This window comes from Acidovorax sp. FG48 (assembly GCF_057809085.1).
The window spans coordinates 86,650-106,551 of the sequence record NZ_JBMDJH010000005.1 but is presented as its reverse complement, the minus strand read 5'-3'; the positions used below and the strand labels follow the sequence as shown (position 1 = coordinate 106,551).

At 59.5% G+C, this 19,902-nt stretch carries 20 protein-coding genes; 11 read left to right on the top strand and 9 right to left on the bottom strand.

Annotated features, from left to right (window positions below):
• The first annotated feature begins 1 nt into the window (after nucleotide 1).
• From ACODSU_RS09285 to ACODSU_RS09235, 11 genes are all read left to right on the top strand, one after another.
• Complete coding sequence (locus ACODSU_RS09285; RefSeq protein WP_488841889.1) at nucleotides 2–808, top strand: class I SAM-dependent methyltransferase; 807 nt, start codon at nucleotides 2–4, stop codon at nucleotides 806–808.
• Nucleotides 801–1,514, top strand: coding sequence for a class I SAM-dependent methyltransferase (locus ACODSU_RS09280; RefSeq protein WP_488841887.1), 714 nt, complete (start codon nucleotides 801–803; stop codon nucleotides 1,512–1,514). The genes ACODSU_RS09285 and ACODSU_RS09280 overlap by 8 nt, the downstream gene beginning before the upstream one ends.
• Nucleotides 1,511–2,545 (top strand): hypothetical protein, encoded by a 1,035-nt coding sequence (locus tag ACODSU_RS09275; RefSeq protein WP_488841885.1) that lies wholly within the window; start codon nucleotides 1,511–1,513, stop codon nucleotides 2,543–2,545. The genes ACODSU_RS09280 and ACODSU_RS09275 overlap by 4 nt, the downstream gene beginning before the upstream one ends.
• Nucleotides 2,542–3,933 carry a polysaccharide deacetylase family protein gene (locus ACODSU_RS09270; protein ID WP_488841883.1) on the top strand — a complete coding sequence of 464 codons (1,392 nt, stop codon included), beginning with the start codon at nucleotides 2,542–2,544 and terminating at the stop codon, nucleotides 3,931–3,933. Before ACODSU_RS09275 ends, ACODSU_RS09270 begins: the two co-directional genes overlap by 4 nt.
• Complete coding sequence (locus ACODSU_RS09265) at nucleotides 3,933–5,147, top strand: glycosyltransferase family 4 protein (protein ID WP_488841881.1); 1,215 nt, start codon at nucleotides 3,933–3,935, stop codon at nucleotides 5,145–5,147. The genes ACODSU_RS09270 and ACODSU_RS09265 overlap by 1 nt, the downstream gene beginning before the upstream one ends.
• Nucleotides 5,144–5,839 (top strand): class I SAM-dependent methyltransferase, encoded by a 696-nt coding sequence (locus ACODSU_RS09260; RefSeq protein ID WP_488841879.1) that lies wholly within the window; start codon nucleotides 5,144–5,146, stop codon nucleotides 5,837–5,839. The genes ACODSU_RS09265 and ACODSU_RS09260 overlap by 4 nt, the downstream gene beginning before the upstream one ends.
• Complete coding sequence (locus tag ACODSU_RS09255) at nucleotides 5,836–6,990, top strand: DegT/DnrJ/EryC1/StrS family aminotransferase (RefSeq protein WP_488841877.1); 1,155 nt, start codon at nucleotides 5,836–5,838, stop codon at nucleotides 6,988–6,990. Before ACODSU_RS09260 ends, ACODSU_RS09255 begins: the two co-directional genes overlap by 4 nt.
• A 2-nt stretch (nucleotides 6,991–6,992) precedes the next feature.
• Nucleotides 6,993–7,625: a sugar transferase gene (locus tag ACODSU_RS09250; protein ID WP_488841875.1), complete on the top strand. Its 633-nt coding sequence runs from the start codon at nucleotides 6,993–6,995 to the stop codon at nucleotides 7,623–7,625.
• A 64-nt stretch (nucleotides 7,626–7,689) separates the two neighbouring features.
• Nucleotides 7,690–9,234 (top strand): lysine--tRNA ligase, encoded by a 1,545-nt coding sequence (gene lysS, locus ACODSU_RS09245; RefSeq protein ID WP_488841873.1) that lies wholly within the window; start codon nucleotides 7,690–7,692, stop codon nucleotides 9,232–9,234.
• A 72-nt stretch (nucleotides 9,235–9,306) separates the two neighbouring features.
• Nucleotides 9,307–10,341, top strand: coding sequence for a GGDEF domain-containing response regulator (locus tag ACODSU_RS09240; RefSeq protein WP_488841871.1), 1,035 nt, complete (start codon nucleotides 9,307–9,309; stop codon nucleotides 10,339–10,341).
• Nucleotides 10,342–10,403: 62 nt separating this feature from the next.
• Nucleotides 10,404–11,072, top strand: a complete 669-nt coding sequence (locus ACODSU_RS09235) for a mechanosensitive ion channel family protein (RefSeq protein ID WP_488841869.1) — start codon at nucleotides 10,404–10,406, stop codon at nucleotides 11,070–11,072.
• Nucleotides 11,073–11,297: 225 nt separating this feature from the next.
• Here ACODSU_RS09235 and nagZ read toward each other — a convergent pair whose 3' ends face one another.
• The 9 genes from nagZ to lepA all read right to left on the bottom strand — a co-directional run bounded on the left by nagZ (nucleotide 11,298) and on the right by lepA (nucleotide 19,422).
• A complete protein-coding gene (gene nagZ / locus ACODSU_RS09230; RefSeq protein ID WP_488841867.1) occupies nucleotides 11,298–12,389 on the bottom strand; it encodes a beta-N-acetylhexosaminidase in 1,092 nt (363 codons plus the stop codon).
• A gap of 63 nt (nucleotides 12,390–12,452) precedes the next feature.
• Complete coding sequence (acpS, locus tag ACODSU_RS09225) at nucleotides 12,453–12,860, bottom strand: holo-ACP synthase (protein ID WP_488841865.1); 408 nt, start codon at nucleotides 12,858–12,860, stop codon at nucleotides 12,453–12,455.
• A gap of 58 nt (nucleotides 12,861–12,918) precedes the next feature.
• Nucleotides 12,919–13,701, bottom strand: coding sequence for a pyridoxine 5'-phosphate synthase (locus ACODSU_RS09220; RefSeq protein ID WP_488841864.1), 783 nt, complete (start codon nucleotides 13,699–13,701; stop codon nucleotides 12,919–12,921).
• Nucleotides 13,698–14,462, bottom strand: coding sequence for a DNA repair protein RecO (gene recO / locus ACODSU_RS09215; protein WP_488841863.1), 765 nt, complete (start codon nucleotides 14,460–14,462; stop codon nucleotides 13,698–13,700). Before recO ends, ACODSU_RS09220 begins: the two co-directional genes overlap by 4 nt.
• 92 nt (nucleotides 14,463–14,554) lie before the next feature.
• On the bottom strand, nucleotides 14,555–15,559 hold the full coding sequence (era, locus tag ACODSU_RS09210) for a GTPase Era (protein ID WP_488841861.1): 1,005 nt from the start codon (nucleotides 15,557–15,559) through the stop codon (nucleotides 14,555–14,557).
• Nucleotides 15,556–16,239, bottom strand: a complete 684-nt coding sequence (rnc, locus tag ACODSU_RS09205; RefSeq protein WP_488841859.1) for a ribonuclease III — start codon at nucleotides 16,237–16,239, stop codon at nucleotides 15,556–15,558. Before rnc ends, era begins: the two co-directional genes overlap by 4 nt.
• Nucleotides 16,240–16,602, bottom strand: a complete 363-nt coding sequence (locus ACODSU_RS09200) for a DUF4845 domain-containing protein (RefSeq protein WP_422849084.1) — start codon at nucleotides 16,600–16,602, stop codon at nucleotides 16,240–16,242.
• 37 nt (nucleotides 16,603–16,639) lie between these two features.
• A complete protein-coding gene (gene lepB, locus ACODSU_RS09195) occupies nucleotides 16,640–17,614 on the bottom strand; it encodes a signal peptidase I (protein ID WP_488841857.1) in 975 nt (324 codons plus the stop codon).
• Nucleotides 17,614–19,422, bottom strand: a complete 1,809-nt coding sequence (lepA, locus tag ACODSU_RS09190; RefSeq protein WP_015013196.1) for a translation elongation factor 4 — start codon at nucleotides 19,420–19,422, stop codon at nucleotides 17,614–17,616. The genes lepB and lepA overlap by 1 nt, the downstream gene beginning before the upstream one ends.
• Between the last annotated feature and the right edge of the window lie 480 nt (nucleotides 19,423–19,902).

Genomic DNA, 19,902 nt, shown 5'->3' with positions numbered 1-19,902 from the left:
AATGAGCCACGGCCAAGACTATTACGCTAATTACGGCAACCTCACTATCGCAGAGTATGTAGAGCAGCATATCCGAAATTCCGATACAGAGATGGCACGCATTCGACGTACCGTCGATTTAGTTCCCGAAAATGCCACAACTCTGTTGGATGTCGGAGCCGGTCACGGCGTATTCCTCGAAGAACTGATGGCGGCACGCGGCATAGCAGGCGTTGGCATTGAGATTACACCAGCTAAAGTAGACTACGCTCAATCGCGAGGCATTGATATGCATCTTGGGGACGCCAGCGCACTGGCATTCCCCGACGGCCAGTTCGATGTAGTGATCTCCTGCGAAGTCCTGGAACACCTGCCTTATGGAACATACGAAGCAGCGATTCGGGAATTCTCAAGGGTATCTCGAGAATGGATCATCATCACCGTTCCGTTTAACGAAAATCGTCGGTTCGTGCGTTGCCCCTATTGCAACGCGCACGTCAACCCGGACTACCATTTCCGCTCTTTTTCCGAACAATCGATGCAAAATCTTATGCCAGGATTTCGATTGCATCAGACTCTAAAGCTAGGATGGCGACGGCGTTCTACCTTAGTCGAATGGGGAAGACAATTTATAGAACCATGGCCTAGGTTTTTGATATGCCCGAGCTGCAGGTTTCAAACTGAACCAGTCGAAGGCAAGGGCATTTCAGAAGGCTCTGGTCACCGCCAGATCAGCTCCCTCGCGAGACGCACGGCAAGCCTCATTCCCGCTTTTGGCAAGCCAGTATGGTTGGTAGGCGTGTTCCGCAAGGAAGCGAACCATGAATGAGCAAATTCAAAAGATATCGTTTTGGGAAGATGCCTGGATTAGGCACATAGAAAAGTATTTACAGACCCCTCCCAGGGCAGGGTTGTGGCTGAAATCCCGCTTTCCGGTGATGGGCTGGCGTGTACTGGAAATCGCGGGAGGATCGTGTCGCGACTCGCGCTATCTTGCAGAAAAGGGTATCAACGCCATAGGATCAGATTTTGACGAGAAAACACTTGATTACTTACGCCAGCGTTTTCCTAAATCTCCGCTCAAACTTGCCCGCGAAGACGCATCGGCTTTGTCCTTTCAAGACAAGGATGTCGATCTGTCCATTCACAATGGTTTTTGGGTCTTGTTTTCCGATAACGCCAAGATCACTGCATTACTACGCGAACAGGCGCGGGTGACCCGTCATGTATTGGTGGCGCTTGTGCACAATGCAGACAACCCACGGATTGTGGCCGCGTTTGCACACAAGGCAAAAAGCGATCCGCTATACGACATCCGTTTTTTCCGTCGGTCCGAACTGACCTCAATAGTAAAAGCTGCGGATTTGGGTTGCTGCCACATACGTCTGGAAAAGTTCGGGGGGCCAATTGATCGCTTATTATCCCTACCTGCTGGGCTGGGCTCTACCGCAAAAACCTTCGTCCCGCGCATTTATCGTTTTCTGCCTTGGCGGTACGTAGAACGCATCGCACTCATTGTTGAGTTTCACCCGTGATCGCTTTTACCAACTCGTCATGGATCAATGCCTGGACACTATTGCATGCATGTTCAGCGCTAGGTATCACTATGCGCGTGCCGCCCGGCGATCGATTATTACCATTACCGCAGCGCCATGAGGGTGATCGTGCCCAGTGGCTTCTCTTCACCGAGGAGGCATCGCTGTCTCAGGCATTGCAAAGCAATGACTCGCGCAGCTTTCTCCCCAAAAATTTTCCGATCGAATTGCTGGATGACAAGTGGGCATTTGCCGAATTTCTCAAACATGACAGTGATGGCCCACACGGACTAGCACACTGGCCTCTTGCGCACGCCAGCCATGCCCGCTACCCATTTCTTTTAAAGAGTCGCCACTCATGGCAGAACGGACGCAAGTTACCACGCGGCTGGGTCTGTAACAACTCGACAGAGTTAACCGCCTTACGTAAGCGCATTGCCGCAGATGGCTTTGACGAATCCTCGTTTTTCCTCCAGGAATGGCTTGGTAACAAACCTATGCAGCTGATGAGCGTAGGGGGATTTTTCGACGCAACGAACGAAAAGCGCAATCTGTCCGTTGTCACTGAGCGAGTGGCCGGATACGAGGATGGGCTGAGTTCGTCCGCCATGTTGATCACCGTTCCCGATGCATTGGGACTCGTGGAGCAAACAGCGCGGATACTGCGACGCCTGAACTACTGCGGTCCGTACGAACTTGAATTCATTGTGATTAAAAATCAAGTGCTCGTCTTGGAACTTAACCCTCGATTCTGGATGCAACACGGGTTATTTCTTCATTCAGGAAACGGTCTCGTAAAACGATATTTCGGCTGTGAAACACCCGACGATCTATCAATACCTTCTCCCAAAAATTTGCTTTGGGTAGATGGTATCTGGTTGTTACGCCGGATGCTGAGGTTGGACCGCCGAGTATTAAAATTATGGTATGAATTGGTATACCGTCGTGATTTCCGCCCTGTGATATGCCCAACGATCAGTGACTCGGTACGTGCAGGACTGTGGAGAGCATTTAGGCGGAGGCAAAAGTGACCACACTTTTTATCCGAACACCAGAACACCGTATCAGGGAATTTTCTTGGGTATGTTCAGTAATTTTCGGCCATTGGCTAGGTTTGAAATATTGCATTGAAATACATGACAAACGGAAAATCGAGGTATCCATCGGCAATTACAGCGTGCAGTGGAGCGACACATTTTTTTCCAAATCTCATGCAAACTGGCTGCAACCCCAAAGTTTACCAACGACTGCACCAACTACATGGCCAATACCGGATGACGATTTACGCACTCGTATTGGGGAATCTCACGTAGCCCAATTTTTCGGAGACGGCCATTTCGAAATGCACCGCGAAATGGTGCACCTACCGATCGATATAACCGGAAGTATTTTCTTTTTTTTAACCCGCTATGAGGAAGCTGTAATTAACGCAGAAGTTGATCAACATGGCCGCTTTCCTGGACGCAAGTCAGTGGCGCACTGTGCAGGCATGGCACTGCGTCCGGTGGTGGATGAATGGGTTGAACTACTTTGGTGGTCACTAAAAAAATTGGTTCCGGAGTTGACACGCAAACCGCGTAATCCGACCGTATGGGTTAGCTGCGATGTAGATGCACCCTACTCCCCCGGTTCGAAAAGCATAGCTCTAGCCATGCACCAAACGGCATCGGCTCTCTGGAATCATCACAGCCTGCAGCTAGCAGGACGCACGCTTCTCAACGCTGCAGCCAGTCGCATCGGCGTTACGCGATTCGATCCTTATGACACATTTGACTGGATGCTCGACGTCAATGAATGCGTCGGCAACCGAGTCACCTTTTTTTTCTTGAACATCAAAAACCCAGCTCGCATTGACGGATTTTATGAGTTAAATGAACCGCGAGTATCCATACTCACAAAACGCATTATTGAAAGAGGGCATGAAATAGGTTTACACGGCAGCTACTACAGCATTGACGACCGGGAAAAAATATCCAACGAATTGCTTGGACTACGTCTAGCAGTCGCCAGCGCAGGTGGAAACTCAACCCAAATGGGTGGTCGCCAGCATTACCTGCGTTGGCATATGAACGGTACCGCGCATATTTTAAACCAGCTCGGACTCATTTACGATTCAACCTTGGGCTTCCCTGACATCGCCGGATTTAGGTGCGGAACCTCCCATGCATTTCCTATTTTCGATCTGTTTCAGCGAGAAGAACTGACTCTCATGGAACGCCCCTTGGTATTGATGGAAGTCACTGTGACATCACCTACCTACCTGAACCTTGGCTATGGGTTGGAGGCGCGCAAACTCATGATGAGTTTGCGAGAAAGCTGCCGCCGTTTTGGGGGTGAATTCTCCTTACTTTGGCACAACAGCAACCTTGTAAATCCTGACGCAAGAGAGCTTTACAAGTCCCTGATTCAACCATTTTGATGCGCATTCTCCTCATCAACCACTACGCAGGCACACCCGCGCTAGGCATGGAATACCGCCCCTACTACCTCGCCCGCGAATGGGTGCGCTCCGGGCATGAGGTGGTAGTGCTTTCGGCCGATTTCTCTCACGTGCGCGCACGTCAGCCTGCAGGTGGCCATGAGACAGTGGACGGTATCACCTACCACTGGCTACCCACCCCAGCCTACCAAGGCAACGGACTGGGCCGGGTGAAGAACATCTGGAGTTTTTTGCGCCAGGCTTGGCAACTGGCGCCTGCGCTAGCAGCCGAGAGCAAGCCCGACGTGGTGATTGCATCCAGCACCTACCCCTTGGATATTTGGATTGCCAGGCGCATTGCCCGTCTGGCGAACGCAAAGCTGATTTATGAGGTGCACGACCTCTGGCCAGCCTCGCCCATGGAGCTCTCAGGCTTGCCCTGGTGGCACCCTTTCATCCTGCTGTGCCAAAAGGCCGAGAACGACGCCTACCGTGATGCCGACTGTGTGGTATCCATGCTGCCCAAGGTGGCAGAGCACATGTCCCAACATGGGCTGGATCTGCGCAAACTGCACATCGTGCCCAATGGAATATCGCCAGAGGAATGGCCTGACATGCCAGAGCCGTTGGCAGGCCCTCTGGCAGATCACCTAAATACACTTAAGAACGCCGAAAAAATCATCGTCGGCTATGCCGGTTCGCACGGAATTCCAAATGCGCTGGATGTGCTTTTAAACGCTGCCGCGCTGCTGCGCAACTCGCCGCTTTCATTCGTACTGGTGGGCAACGGTCATGAAAAGGCGCAGTTGGCACAACGGGTGCGCGATGAAGGTCTGAATAACGTTGCACTGTTTGACCCGGTTCCCAAGCCACAGATACCTGCGCTGTTGGCGCACTTCGACATTGCCTATATTGGCTGGAAACGCACGCCGATTTATCGGTTCGGCATAGCACCCAACAAACTCATGGACTACATGATGGCGGGCTGCGCGGTTCTGCACTCGGTCGAGGCAGGCAATGATCCCGTGGCAGAGGCAGGCTGCGGATTAACCGTAGTGCCCGAATCACCCCATGTCGTGGCCCAGGGCTTGCTTCAACTGGCCGCCACCACGCCGCAGCAACGCCACGATATGGGTCAGCGGGGGCGGGCTTTTGTTTTGGCAAATCACACCTACCCAGTTCTGGCGCAGCAGTTTCTTGAGGCCATGGCATGACCCCTTCGAACGAGCCCAACGCAGTCACTAGCAGATATGCCAGTCGCTCACCCAGTGACGGGCGTTACAGTTTCTTGCGCCCCGAAGTCTATTTGGGCATACAGGAGCGACAGCGCGCCATAGTGCACATGTTCAGTCTGAATGGTTCAGCCGACTTGGCGGCGTTGCGCCTTCTGGAGGTGGGCTGCGGCACCGGCGTCAACTTGCTGGAGTTCTTGCGTATGGGGTTCGCACCCCAGCACCTGAGCGGCATTGAGTTGTTGCCCGACCGTTACCGTCGGGCGCGCCACACTCTGCCACTGGCGCTGGAATTACTGGAGGGCGATGCATCGCAAGCACCCATTGCTGCCGAATCTCAGGACATCGTTCTGGTTTCCACGGTTTTTTCTTCGCTGCTGGATGATCAGTTTCAGCAACAACTAGCCGCTACTTTGTGGCAGTGGATCAAGCCAGGCGGTGCTGTCCTCTGGTATGACTTCACATTCAACAACCCACAAAATCCTGACGTTCGTGGTGTGCCACTTAGCCGCGTGAAAGCACTCTTCCCCCACGCCAAGATTAGCGCTCGGCGCATCACACTGGCCCCGCCGATAGCTCGCCGCGTAGCGCCCGTTCATCCCATGCTTTACACCTTGTTCAACAGCCTTCCATGGCTGCGCACACACATCCTCTGCTGGATAGCCAAGCCATGATCCAGCCTTCCCTTCCCTTCGCTCGCCCCGACATTGGCGATGCCGAAATCGCCGCGGTGACCGAGGCCATGCGCTCCGGCTGGGTCACCACCGGCCCCGTCACGCGCCAGTTTGAGCAGAACTTTGTGGACTACCTGGGCGGTGGGCTGCAAGGTGTAGCGGTGAATTCGGCCACGGCCGGACTGCACCTGGCACTGGAAGCACTGGGCATCGGCCCGGGGGACGAAGTAATTGCGCCTACGCTCACCTTCACCGCCACGGTGGAGGTCGTGCGCTACCTAGGGGCCGATGCCGTGCTGGTGGATGTGGACCCGGTCACGCTGAACATTGACCCGGAAAAGATCCGCGCCGCCATCACGCCCCGCACCAAGGCCATCATGCCGGTGCATTACGGCGGCCTGGCATGCGACATGGACGCGATCCTGTCCATTGCCCAAGAGCATGGCCTGAAGGTGGTGGAAGACGCAGCCCATGCGCTGCCTACCACCTGGCGCGGCGCGCTGGTAGGGCAGTTGCAGTCTGACGTGACGGTGTTCAGCTTCTACGCCAACAAGACAATCACCACCGGAGAAGGCGGCATGGCCGTAACGCGCGACGCAGCCCTGGCCCAGCGCATGCGCGTGATGCGCCTGCACGGTATGAACCGCGATGCGTTTGACCGCTTCACGTCCAAAACCCCGGCGTGGTACTACGAGGTCGTAGCCCCGGGCTTCAAATACAACCTGACGGACGTAGCCGCCGCCATGGGCGTCAAGCAACTGGAGAGGTTGCCGCAATTTGTACAACGGCGTCAAAACCTCGCCCACCGGTATCACGAACAGCTCGCGCAACTGCCGCTGACCTTGCCCGCCCGCGCGCCACACGGCGACACCCATGCCTGGCACCTGTATGTCATCCGGCTGAGAGCCGATGCACCGCTGGGGCGTGACGAGGTCATCCAGGCACTGTCGGATCGGGGTATCGGTACCAGTGTGCACTATGTCCCCCTGCACCGGCACCCATACTGGCGCGACCGGTATCAGCTGACCCCCACGATGTTTCCTGTGGCCGATGCAGCCTACCAAGCCATGATCAGCATCCCCCTGTACACCGCCATGAGCGATAACGACCAGGAGCGTGTGATTGCAGCGTTGCACGAGGTGCTGGGCTGACCATGCCCAAACGGTTGTTCGACCTGGTATTTGCTGCGCTTGGGCTGGTATTGCTCACGCCTTTGCTGCTGGCCGTGGCGCTGTGGGTGGTATGCGACTCACCTGGCCCTGCGCTCTTTCGCCAGCAGCGCATAGGACGCGCAGGCCAGCTGTTCCACATCTACAAGTTCCGCACCATGCACCAGCGTACAGAGGCACATGGCCCCGCCATTACGATCGGTGCAGACGCCCGCATTACGCGCGCTGGTTACTGGCTGCGGCGTACCAAAGCAGATGAACTGCCGCAGCTGGTGAACGTATTGCTCGGCCAGATGAGCCTCGTCGGCCCCCGGCCTGAAGTGCCTCACTACGTCGCGCTATACCCCAGTGACCTTCGGGAGCTGATACTCAGTGTGCGGCCGGGCATCACAGACCACGCATCCATCGAATTCCGCGACGAAAGCACCTTGCTGGGCCAAAGCAGCGACCCCGAGCGCACGTATATTGAGGAGATTCTCCCCGTCAAGTTGCGCTACGCGGCGCAGTACGCCCGCTCGCACACGCTGTGGGCGGATCTGAAAATCATCGCCAGAACCATATCCGCGCTTTGGGGCTACCACCCGTCCGGGGGCCGAGGACCTTCAGGCAGTGCGTAACCGATAAAATCAACGGTTCGGCTGAACGCAGCCCTCCACTCCACGCTCCGCACCGACGGCACCTATGTCAGACCAAATTCACGCCCCCACCCCCCAGGACGACAACCAGCTCATCGCCGAGCGTCGCGAAAAGCTCCGCGCTCTGCGCGAAGCCCAGGCCAACGGCGGTAGCGTTGCTTTCCCCAACAACTTCAAGCCCGCCCACAAGGCGGCGCAGTTGCACCTGGAACACAGCGCAGCCACCAACGAGTCTCTGGAAGCCACGCCGGTAAGCGTTTCCGTGGCTGGCCGCATGATGCTGAAGCGCGTGATGGGCAAGGCCAGTTTCGCCACCATCCAGGACGGCTCGCTGGGTGAAGTGGGCGGCCGCATCCAGCTGTATGTGACCCGCGACGCCGTGGGCGAGGATCTGTATGCGGCCTTCAAGCACTGGGACCTGGGTGACATCCTGGGCGCTGAGGGCACGCTGATGAAGACCAAGACCGGCGAGCTGTCGGTCAAGGTGACCAGCCTGCGCCTACTCACCAAGAGCCTGCGTCCGTTGCCCGACAAGTTCCACGGAATGGCCGACCAGGAGCAGAAATACCGCCAGCGCTATGTGGACCTGATCACCGACGAGCAGGCTCGCAAGCGCTTCGTGGCCCGTAGCAAGGCCGTGAGCGGCCTGCGCGAGTTCATGGTGAGCCATGGCTTCCTCGAGGTCGAGACGCCCATGCTGCACCCCATTCCGGGCGGCGCCAATGCGAAGCCGTTTGTCACGCACCACAACGCGCTGGAGCAGGAGATGTACCTGCGCATTGCGCCTGAGCTGTATCTCAAGCGCCTGATCGTGGGCGGTTTTGAACGTGTGTTTGAGATCAACCGCAGCTACCGCAACGAAGGCATCTCGGTACGCCACAACCCTGAGTTCACCATGATGGAGTTCTACGCGGCGTACTGGAATTACCTGGACCTGATGGACTTCACGGAGACGCTGATCCGCGAGGTAGCGCTCAAGGCCACGGGCTCGCTGCAGATGACGTACCAGGGCCGCGCGGTGGACCTGTCCCAGCCGTTTGCCCACCTGACCATCCGCGAAGCGATCTTCCAGTACACCGAAGCCGGCGCCCATGTGGACGATGCAGCATGGCTCATCAGCGCGCTCAAGAAGCTGGGCATGACGGAAGAGAAGGACAAGCTCTCCACCCGAACCCTGGCCAGCCTGCAAGTGCTGTACTTTGAAGAAACGGTGGAAGACAAGCTGTGGCAGCCCACCTTCATCATGGAGCACCCGACCGAGATCTCGCCGCTGGCCCGTGCCAACGACAACCGCCCCGAGGTGACCGAGCGCTTTGAGCTTTACATCACCGGGCGCGAGTTCGGCAATGGCTTCAGCGAGCTGAACGACGCCGAAGACCAGGCCGCACGCTTCCACGCCCAGGTGGCGGCCAAGGACAGCGGCGACGACGAGGCCATGTTCTACGACCACGACTTCGTGCGCGCACTGGAGTACGGCATGCCACCGACGGGGGGTTGCGGCATCGGCATTGACCGCCTCATGATGCTGCTGACAGACAGCCCCAGCATTCGCGACGTGATCCTGTTCCCGGCGCTGCGCCGCGAGTCCTGAGGCCCGATTGATGCTGGCCGGCGGTCTTTGGCCACCGCCCCGTCCGGCCCACAGGCACCAAGGAGACACATCGTGCCCTTCAGCTCCAGCAACGCCCCCTACCCTGCCAGCGAGCCCCTGCCCTCGGGCAATGCTTTTTCGGTGCTGGTGGTCGAGGACCAGGGCTCCGTGCGCGCGGCGCTGGTGGCCGAACTGCGGCGGGCGGGTGTGTCCGACATCTTCGAAGCGCCTGAAGGCCAGGCTGCCCTGCATCTGTTCAAGACACACCGGCCAGACCTGGTGTTGCTGGACATCAAGCTGCCAGGCCAGGACGGCTACTGGGTGGCGCAGCAGATGCGCGAGAGCGAGGCCGGCGACTGGACACCCATCATCTTTCTTTCGGGCCTGGACAACGAACTGGACGTGTGGCGTGGCATCGAGGTGGGCGGCGACGATTACCTCGTCAAGCCGGTCAAACCCATCGTGCTGATGGCCAAGCTGCGTGCCATGCGGCGCCTGCTGGACATGCGTCGACGGCTGGTGTCGATGTCGGCCGAGCTGCATGCTGCCAACCAGCGGCTCAATGAGATGGTGGAAATCGATGCCCTCACCGGCCTCGTCAACCGCCGCGGGTTTGATCGCATCCTGCACAACGAGATCCTGGCCGCACGACGCGACGGAACGCCGCTCACGTTGATGCTGTGCGATCTGGACCACTTCAAGCTGTTCAACGACGCCAGCGGCCACGTGCAAGGCGATGCCTGCCTGAAGGAAGTGGGCCGCCTGCTGCGCGAAGTCTGCGTACGCCCCCGGGACGTGGCCTCGCGCTATGGCGGCGAGGAATTCGCCCTCATCCTGCCCAACACGCCCCGCTCCGGCGCGATGACGTTTGCGCGCGCGCTGGGGCAGTTGCTCAAGGTGCGCGCCATTGCGCACGCTGGCTCCCCGCTGGGCGACACGCTGACCCTGTCGGGCGGCATCACCACCTGCGTGCCCGATGACAGCACCAACGCCGAAAGCATGATCATGCGGGCCGACCAGGCGCTGTATGCCGCCAAGGCGCAGGGCCGCAACCGCTTCTTCAGTTTTGAAATGCAGATGGACACCCTGGAGCAATTACGCCATTGAGTTTCTTCCACTTTTTCTCGTTTGACGCGACCGAACGCAACGCCCGTACCGCCGTCTCCCGCATGCAAGTTCTGAAAACCCGACTGCCCGAGTGGATGCAGGACTGGCTCGAAGTCATCATCCCCGGTTCGCAAATCCTGCTGATCCTGTTCGCAGCCTGGTTGCTGCAGCGCACGCTGCGCCGTTTGGTACGCCGCGCCAGTGCGCACTACCAACTGCCCAATGAACTGGTGGTGCCCATCAACGGCCTCATCCGGTGGATCATCATTGCCAGCGCGCTGCTGCTGGTGCTGGAGCGCATGGGGGTGTCCGCCACGGTGCTCTGGACTGCATTCACCGGGTTTGCCACGGTGGGGGCGGTGGCGTTCTTCGCGGCCTGGAGCGTGCTGTCCAACCTGTTTTGTGCGCTGCTGATCTTCACCGTGCGGCCCTTCAAGATCGGCGACTACATCGAGGTGTTGGACACCGCAGAGAAGCCTGGCGCCAAGGGGCGCGTGGTGGACATCAACCTGCTTTACACCACGCTGGAAGACCACGGCGCAGCCACCGGTCACACGGCCTGGCTGCAGATTCCGAATGCGCTGGTGTTCCAGCGCGTGGTGCGCAGGTTTCAGGGGGTACCGCCGCCCCCTGCCCCGCCCACACCACCGGCTACCGCCGCGGATGCTGTAGCCAACGCCTCCCCGGCCGCACCGACGCCGGTGACGCCAGGGCCTTTCAACACGCCCTAGGAGCCTGTCGGACTTGGAAGTCGTCGGCTGCAAATCGGCCGCAGCGGTCCATTTTTTACCGTCTTTTTGCCCCATAGCTGGACTATGGGTCTGCAAATCCGGCAAAAACTGTCCTCGCTGGGGCCGATTCTCGCTATCGACGCTCCAAGTCCGACACGCTCCTAGCGCTGAAGGGGCAGCGCCGCGCGGGACGGCGCCGCACCCAACGCCTCATTACCAACCAGGTCAGGGCAACAGGTCGAGCGCCTGCAGGTAAGCGGGCTGGTACATGAGTTCGTCCCAGGCCTGCGGCAGGGTTTCGGGCAGCAGCGCCAGGCGGCGGGATTCGCTGTCCACACTCGGCTGCCAGCGGCCTTGCTGCTGGGCCTTTTCCAGGCCTTCGATGAGTTCGTCCACCGCCTTGCCATCGCCCACGCTCTGGTTGCACAACAGCACCAAGTCGCAACCTGCCTCCAGCGCCGCCACGGCGGCGTCGGTGTAGCTGACCACCTGGCCGTCCAGTCGGCGGGCCCCTTCCATGCTGAGGTCGTCGCTGAAGATGGCGCCGTCAAAGCGCATCTGGCGGCGCAGGATGTCTTGCAGCCAGCGCTGCGAAAAACCGGCGGGGCGGCTGTCGACCTTGGGATAGATCACGTGAGCCGGCATCACGCTGGTGAGCGTGCTGCTGAGCCAGGGGTACGGCGCTGCATCATCGGCCAGGATGGCCTTGAGGCTGCGCTTGTCCACGGGTACTTCGGTGTGTGAATCGGCCTTGACGAAACCGTGGCCCGGAAAGTGTTTGCCGCAGTTGGCCATGCCGGCCTGCAGCAGACCGTGCATGAGGCTCTTGGCGAGCAGCGCCACTACGCGAGGGTCGCGGTGGAAGGAGCGGTCGCCGATCACACCACTTTCGCCCCAATCGAGGTCCAGCACCGGTGTAAAGCTGAAGTCCACGCCGCAGGCGCGCAGTTCCGCCCCAAGCACATAGCCCGCCGCCGTGGCTGCGTTGGTGGCGCGCAGGGCGCCGCTACCGGGCACGGCCTTGGCGCCCTTGCCATCGTCCATCCACATCTCGCCCAGCGCGCGCATGGGCGGCAGGTGGGTGAAGCCATCGGTGCGAAAGCGCTGCACGCGGCCGCCTTCGTGGTCCACGCAGATCAGCAGGTCGTCGCGCACGGCCTTGATGCTGCTGGTGAGCTGCAGCAGCTGCGCGCGGTTTTCCCAGTTGCGGGCAAACAGGATGACGCCGCCCGTGAGCGGGTGCACCAGGCGACGGCGGTCATCGGCGCTGAGGGTGGTACCAGCGACGTCGAGGATCAGGGGAGCGTGTTCAGTCATGGAAGGTTTCAAAGGGCAATTGCTACTCAATGGATAGCTATCAGCGCATATCAATCCAGCGCTTCAAGGTGATTTGGTTTGAATTTTCTCCACCACACAGAAGCTGGCGGCGTAATCGGTTTCGTCAGTCACGCTCAGGTGCGCCTGCAGGCCCTGGGCCTCAAACCACTCCTTGAGCGCGCCGTGCAGAACGATGACAGGTTGGCCGCTGCGCAGCTTGGCGACCTCGCAGTGGCGCCAGGTCATCGGCATGCGCATGCCCAGACCAATCGCCTTGCTAAAAGCCTCCTTGGCGGAGAACCGGGTGGCCAGGTAGCGCAAGCCCCGGTCGGGCCAGCGCGCGCTGCGTTCGCGCCAGGTGGCCAGTTCGCCATCGGCCAGCACCTTTTCTGCAAAACGGTCGCCGTGGCGGGCCAAGCTGGCCGCGATGCGGCGCACGTCGCAGATGTCGGTACCTATGCCGTAGATCATGGAATTTCAACAAAAATGGCTGCAAGCGCTAGTGCAATATGCGGTTGCAGCTATCAAATCAGGAGTCTCCAGCAATCGCAAACCCCTGTGCAATGCAATCCAGGTAGGCCTGTACGGTGGCTGTGTAGCCCAGCTCCAGCGCATCGGCGATCAGCGCATGGCCGATCGAGACCTCGAGCACGCCCGGCACTTCGCGCACAAAGGCCGCCAGGTTGTCCCGATTGAGGTCATGACCCGCATTCACGCCCAAGCCTGCATCCAGCGCCGCCTGGGCGGCTGCAGCGTAGCGTTTCAGCTCCACCGCCTGCTGCGGCGAGCCCCAGGCGGCTGCATAGGGCTCGGTGTACAGCTCCACCCGGTCAGCGCCCACCGCCTTGGCGGCGGCCATCTGCTCGGGCACGGGGTCCATGAAGAGACTCACACGCACGCCCAGCGCCTTGCATTCGGCCACCAGAGGCGCCAGACACTCGGCATCTTGCGGAAAGCTCCAGCCGTGGTCGCTGGTGAACTGGTCCTCGCTGTCGGGGACAAAGGTCGCTTGGTGGGGGCGCACCTGGCGGATGAAGTCCATCAGGTTCTGCGAAGGGTTGCCCTCGATGTTGTATTCGCGCTCGGGCCAGGCCTTCATCAGCGTTGCCAGCTCAAACACGTCCTGGCTGCGGATATGGCGTTCGTCAGGGCGGGGGTGCACGGTGATGCCCTGGCCCCCCGCCTTCAGGCACAGCTCAGCCGCGCGGATGACGCTGGGAATGCCCAGATGGCGCGTGTTGCGCAGCAGGGCCACCTTGTTGACGTTGACGGACAAGGCGGTGCGCTGGAGGGAACGGGAGGATGGGTTCATAGGGCCTGCAAGTCGATCATGAGCTGGCGGGTGCGCAGCGTCGGGCTACCGCAATGGTATTGCAGCAGGGCACGCAGCTGCGGCTTGAGTTCAGCTGCAACGGGAGCGCAAGCGCGCAAGGTGGCGGTGTAGCTGGCCACATCATCCAGGCCACGCTGCAAGGCCTGCCATTGGCTGCCTGTCAGGCCTGCACGGTCTGCGGCGGACGCAGCGCGCAAGCCGCCTTCGGGCACCAGCGTGTAGCGGGCGTTGGGCTCAAGGGGGTCGAAGGTCATGGTCTGCACATCCAGGCCGGGCAAAAGGCCGATCTCGCGCAGAAGCAGCAGCTCAAAGCTGCGCAGCACCGCCTCCAGCGCATCGCCATGTTCGCTGGCCAGCACGCGCACCACGCCCGCATAGGCATCAAACAAGGCTGGGTGCGGGTCTGCACGCGCCAGCAGGCGCAGCAGCAGTTCGTTGAGGTACATGCCCGACAGCAGAGCATCCCCTGTGGGCATCACATGCCCGCCTACCCATTCCGCGCCCTTGAGCGTATGGATGTCCGCATGGCCATCGCCCGTGAGCGTGTAGGTCACCAGCAAGGGCTGTAGCGGCAACAGCACCGGGCGGAAGTTGGAGCTGGGCTTCTTGGCCCCTTTGGCCACCAGAGCAGTTCGCCCTTGCTGGCGGCAGAAGACCTCCAGGATCAGACTGGACTCGCTCCAGTCGTAGCTGTGCAGCACGAACGCAGGCTCATCGGAAACGCGCTTGGCTACGGCCACGGTACTGCAGGGATGGAGGGAGAGAAAGGATCGCCTGTGACGCCTGCTGCGGTGTGCGCGAGCAGCAGGAAGGGAGCGTTAGCGTTCGGGATTCACTCGTAGCCGAAGGAGCGCACCCGGGCTTCGTCATCGGCCCAGCCGGAGCGGACCTTGACCCACAGCTCCAGGAACACCTTGGCGTCCATGAGTTTTTCCAACTCCTGGCGGGCCTCGGTGCCAATGCGCTTGAGGCGCTCGCCCTTGTCGCCGATGACCATCATCTTGTGGTTCTCGCGCTCCACCACGATGGTGGCGGCGATCTTGACCAGGCGCTTGTGCTGCTTGCTCTTTTCCTCGTCGAACTTGTCGATCACCACGGTCGACGTGTAGGGCAGCTCGTCGCCGGTAAAGCGGAACAGCTTCTCGCGCACGGTTTCGGACGCCAGAAACTTCTCGCTGCGGTCGGTCAGCTCATCCTCGCCATACCACCAGGGCTGCTCGGGCAGGTATTTGGCGCAAATGCCGAACAAGCGCTCGATGTCACCCTTGTTCTTGGCCGACATGGGCACAAATTCAGCGAACGGATGGCGCTCCTGCATGCTCTTGAGCCAGGGGGCCAGCTCGGCACGGCGGTGCACCATGTCCAGCTTGTTGGCCACCAGCAGCGTGGGAATGCCGGGCTTGAACAGCGACAGCACCTTGGCGTCGGCCAGGGTGAAATTGCCAGCCTCGACCACGAAGAGGATCAGGTCCACGTCCCCAATCGCGCCCATCACGGTCTTGTTGAGCGACTTGTTGAGGGCGGTGGCGTGCCGGGTCTGGAAGCCCGGGGTGTCCACAAAAATGAACTGCGTCTGCTCCAGCGTACGAATGCCCGTGATGCGGTGGCGCGTAGTCTGCGCCTTGCGCGAGGTGATGCTGATCTTCTGCCCCACCAGGGCATTGAGCAGGGTGGACTTGCCCACGTTGGGTTTGCCCACAATGGCGATCACACCGCAGCGTTGGCCAGGCACTGCAGCGGGAGCTCCGGCCGCAGCCAGCATGGCCTCCAGATCGTCTTGCCCCGAGGAGCTTTCAGCGCCGTCGTCAGCAGCTACATCTTTGGTAGCGTCATTCATAAATTCTTTGCTTTCAATGTGGCCAGCATGGCCGCAGCAGCGGCTTGCTCGCCCGCCCTGCGCGAGCCGCCGATGCCACGCTCGGTCAGGCCCAGTTCGGGAATATCGCACTCGACGTCGAAGGTCTGGCGGTGGGCCGCTCCCACCGTCGCCACCACCTTGTACTGCGGCAGCTTCATTTTGCGGCCCTGGAGCCACTCCTGCAACGCGGTTTTCGCGTCCTTGGACGCTGCCTGCATCTGCGGATTGATCTCCACGCCCTGGAAAAGGCGGTGCACCAGGGCTTCTGCGCTGGCATAGCCAGCGTCCAGATACACCGCACCGATCAGTGCTTCCAGTGCATCGGCCAGGATGGAGGGCCGCTGCTGCCCGCCTGACTTAGCCTCGCCTTCGCCCAGACGCAACACCTCGGACACTTTGAGCCGCACAGCCAACTGGTGCAGCGTGTCTTGCTTGACCAGATTGGCCCGAACACGCGAGAGATCACCCTCCGGCAAGGCCGACAGCCGCTGGTACAACAAACTGGCCACCGCCAGGTTCAAGACGGAATCGCCCAAGAATTCAAGCCGCTCGTTGTGGTCGGCCGAGAAACTGCGGTGCGTGGTGGCACGCTGGAGCAGCGAGGGATCAGAAAATACATGCTGCAGGCGACCCTGCAGCGCTAAGAGACCGGTCTGCACCTAGTTGGTCTGCGCTTCAAGGCGGTAGACCAGATAGGCTGGACCTGCCAGGGGGATCTCGCGCGAATATTTGAAAGACACGATCACCTTATCGCCGCGCTTAGTCACTTCGAGGTCAGAGCCTTTGATGGATGTGATGTCGTCAATAGCCGCCGCGCGGTCGAAAGCAGCGCGCACACCGGGCACCGTCGTCTCCACTTTGGCTTTCTCGATGGCCTTCTTAGCTGCGCTGTACTCCAGAAAGATAGGCACGGACTGCCCGCCGATAGCAAACGCGGCCACGGCGATCAACCCCACAAAAATCAGTCCAAAAAACGACAACCCGCGTTGGCGCGAGCGGCTAGCGATGCGATGTGTCTTCATTAATGATCCCCTCAATATTGTTGGCAATCGCCCGTGCTCAATGGAACGAGCCGATGCGCTTGAGATTACCGAAATTCATCCAGACAAAAAAGGCCTTACCCACAATGTTGCCCTCTGGCACGAACCCCCAGTAACGGGAATCCAGTGAGTTGTCTCGGTTGTCACCCATCATGAAGTAATGCCCCTCCGGCACCTTGCACGTAACACCTTCCACACTGTAGCGGCAGTTTTCACGATAGGCAAAATTGCTGGCGCCTTGTACAAAAGCGGGCACATCGGGGTTGTTCAACAACCGGTGTGGCTTGTCGCCCAGTTGCTCTTCGAACTGCTTGAAGTACCGCATGGAGTCTTCTTCAAAGAAGTCGGACAAGGCTTTTGTATCCACCGCTTTGCCATTGATAGTGAGGCGCTTGTTGATGTAAGCCACCTCGTCGCCCGGCACACCCACCACCCGCTTGATGTAGTCCATGCTCGGTTGTGGCGGGTAGCGAAACACCAGCACATCGCCACGCACGGGCCGGGTGCCTTCCGTCAGCCGCGTGTTGATGACCGGCAGCCGGATACCGTATGTGAATTTGTTCACCAGAATCAGATCACCGACCAGCAGGGTCGGGATCATGGAACCCGACGGGATCTTGAAGGGCTCGAACAGAAACGAGCGCAAAAAGAAAACGGCCGCAATCACGGGGAACAAGCCCGCCGTCCAGTCCAGCCACCACGGCTGCATGAGGATGCGACCCTTGGCTTCCTGCACATCCACGTCCACCTTCTGGATCCCCATGCGATCCAGTTCTGCGCGCCGCTCGGCGGCTGCATCCTCAATGGCCTGGGCTGCACGCCGCCGGCGAGGGAGAAAATAAATACGCTCCGCCAGCCAGTAAACACCAGTGACGACCGTCGCAAGGAACAGGAGCAACGCAAAATTACCCTCGATCGCCCCGGTATACCAAGCGCCGATGTACCCCACAAAGGCCGCCAGCACCAGCGACGTCAAAATTTGCATGAACTGCATCAGTCTTCCACCTGCAAAATGGCCAAGAACGCCTCCTGAGGCACCTCGACCGATCCAATCTGCTTCATGCGCTTTTTGCCTGCTTTCTGCTTCTCAAGCAGCTTGCGCTTGCGGGTAATGTCGCCCCCATAGCACTTGGCCAGCACGTTCTTGCGCAGGGCCTTGATGGTCTCGCGGGCGATGATGTTGGCGCCGATGGCGGCCTGAATCGCTACATCGAACATCTGGCGACTGATGATCTCGCGCATCTTGGCCGCCACCGCGCGGCCACGGTAGGCCGACTGGCTGCGGTGGACGATGATGGACAGCGCATCGACCTTTTCGCCATTGAGCAGGATGTCCACCTTCACCACATCGGAGGCGCGGTACTCCTTGAACTCGTAGTCCATGGAGGCGTAGCCGCGCGACACGGACTTGAGCTTGTCGAAGAAGTCCAGCACGATCTCGCCCAACGGCAACTCGTAGGTCAACATCACTTGGCGGCCATGGTAGGCCATGTTGAGCTGCACGCCGCGCTTCTGGTTGGCCAGCGTCATCACTGGGCCCACGTATTCCTGCGGCATGTACAGATGCACCGTGACGATGGGCTCGCGGATCTCCTGGATACGCCCCTGCTCCGGCATCTTGGAGGGGTTCTCCACCATGATGACTTCGCCGTCACCCTTGACCACTTCGTACACCACGCTGGGCGCGGTGGTGATCAGGTCCTGGTCGAACTCGCGCTCCAGACGCTCCTGAACGATCTCCATGTGCAAAAGGCCCAGGAAGCCGCAGCGGAAGCCGAAGCCCAACGCTTGCGACACCTCGGGCTCAAAGTGCAGCGAGGCGTCATTGAGCTGAAGCTTTTCCAGCGCGTCGCGCAGCTGGTCGTATTCGCTGGCTTCGGTCGGGTAGAGACCGGCGAACACCTGGGGCTGGATTTCCTTGAAGCCGGGCAGCGCCTGCTCGGCCGGGCCCAGGTTGTTGGGTAGCTTCTTTTCCAGCGTGATGGTGTCGCCCACCTTCGCAGCCTTCAGCTCCTTGATACCCGCAATGATGTAGCCCACCTCGCCCGCATTGAGCGCGTCGCGCGGTGAGTTGGCGGGCGTGAACACACCCAGGTTGTCAGCGTTGTAGGCCGCACCAGATGCCATCATCTTGATGCGCTCGCCTTTGAGCAGGCGACCATCCACCACGCGCACCAACATCACCACGCCGACGTATGGGTCGAACCAGCTGTCAATGATCATCGCACGCAGTGGGGCATCGGGATTGCCACGAGGTGCTGGCACCTTCGCGACGATCAGCTCCAGGATTTCATCGATGCCCATGCCCGTCTTGGCCGAGCATGGGATGGCATCCGTGGCATCGATGCCGATGACATCCTCAATCTCGGCCTTGGCGTTGTCGGGGTCGGCCTGTGGCAGGTCCATCTTGTTGAGCACGGGCAGCACTTCGACACCGAGATCCAGCGCGGTGTAGCAGTTGGCCACAGTCTGTGCCTCCACCCCTTGCGATGCATCCACGACCAGCAGTGCGCCCTCGCACGCAGACAACGAACGGCTGACCTCGTACGAGAAGTCCACATGGCCCGGTGTGTCGATCAGATTGAGGTTGTAGACCTGCCCATCGCGCGCCTTGTAATGCAGCGCAGCGGTCTGCGCCTTGATGGTTATCCCACGCTCTTTTTCGATGTCCATCGAGTCCAGGACCTGGGCCTCCATCTCACGGTCTGCAAGACCTCCACACCGCTGGATCAAGCGGTCGGCCAGCGTCGACTTGCCATGGTCGATGTGCGCAATGATGGAAAAATTTCTGATGTGATTCATCAACGGAAAGCGTCAAGTGATTGAATTAAAACAGCGCGCACAAGAAAAAAGGGCGCGTCGAGTGGCGACGCGCCCTGAACCAACAATCATTGGCAACTGCGATAGTTGGAGCTTCATTGTAGGCAAAAAGGCCAACTGAAAAAGCCCACCCTCCGGTATCTGAGGGAAGTTGCCATGGTGCAACAGGTATTTTATACACAGTTTATGCACAACCCACACACAAACAACGCTGAACAACTTGTGGGCGAGCTGTGGATCAACTGTGCATTGCACAAAAACATCCCACATCGTGAACACAGAGCCGGTCGATATGCAGATAAGCGTTGAACGCCAGCCTCTATTCTATCGAAAGTGGTTGATGACCCTTTAAAAAGTTAGCAAAAGCTAACATCTAGACTCATTGCGGCGCCAGCGGTCGACCTGTCAAAAATTCAGCGATCACAGCAAAGCCCCCCACTCTGAGTAGGGAATCGCCCCGGA

What these genes read in the sequence shown, in the direction of transcription:
- ACODSU_RS09265 (WP_488841881.1), top strand. Translation starts at nt 3,933, where the DNA reads ATGCGCATTCTCCTCATCAACCACTACGCAGGCACACCCGCGCTAGGC.
- lysS (WP_488841873.1), top strand. Translation starts at nt 7,690, where the DNA reads ATGTCAGACCAAATTCACGCCCCCACCCCCCAGGACGACAACCAGCTC.
- acpS (WP_488841865.1), bottom strand. Translation starts at nt 12,860, where the DNA reads ATGATCTACGGCATAGGTACCGACATCTGCGACGTGCGCCGCATCGCG.
- ACODSU_RS09220 (WP_488841864.1), bottom strand. Translation starts at nt 13,701, where the DNA reads ATGAACCCATCCTCCCGTTCCCTCCAGCGCACCGCCTTGTCCGTCAAC.
- era (WP_488841861.1), bottom strand. Translation starts at nt 15,559, where the DNA reads ATGAATGACGCTACCAAAGATGTAGCTGCTGACGACGGCGCTGAAAGC.
- lepA (WP_015013196.1), bottom strand. Translation starts at nt 19,422, where the DNA reads ATGAATCACATCAGAAATTTTTCCATCATTGCGCACATCGACCATGGC.
- ACODSU_RS09200 (WP_422849084.1), bottom strand. Translation starts at nt 16,602, where the DNA reads ATGAAGACACATCGCATCGCTAGCCGCTCGCGCCAACGCGGGTTGTCG.
- ACODSU_RS09260 (WP_488841879.1), top strand. Translation starts at nt 5,144, where the DNA reads ATGACCCCTTCGAACGAGCCCAACGCAGTCACTAGCAGATATGCCAGT.
- ACODSU_RS09280 (WP_488841887.1), top strand. Translation starts at nt 801, where the DNA reads ATGAATGAGCAAATTCAAAAGATATCGTTTTGGGAAGATGCCTGGATT.
- ACODSU_RS09255 (WP_488841877.1), top strand. Translation starts at nt 5,836, where the DNA reads ATGATCCAGCCTTCCCTTCCCTTCGCTCGCCCCGACATTGGCGATGCC.
- nagZ (WP_488841867.1), bottom strand. Translation starts at nt 12,389, where the DNA reads ATGACTGAACACGCTCCCCTGATCCTCGACGTCGCTGGTACCACCCTC.
- ACODSU_RS09285 (WP_488841889.1), top strand. Translation starts at nt 2, where the DNA reads ATGAGCCACGGCCAAGACTATTACGCTAATTACGGCAACCTCACTATC.
- ACODSU_RS09250 (WP_488841875.1), top strand. Translation starts at nt 6,993, where the DNA reads ATGCCCAAACGGTTGTTCGACCTGGTATTTGCTGCGCTTGGGCTGGTA.
- lepB (WP_488841857.1), bottom strand. Translation starts at nt 17,614, where the DNA reads ATGCAGTTCATGCAAATTTTGACGTCGCTGGTGCTGGCGGCCTTTGTG.
- ACODSU_RS09235 (WP_488841869.1), top strand. Translation starts at nt 10,404, where the DNA reads ATGCAAGTTCTGAAAACCCGACTGCCCGAGTGGATGCAGGACTGGCTC.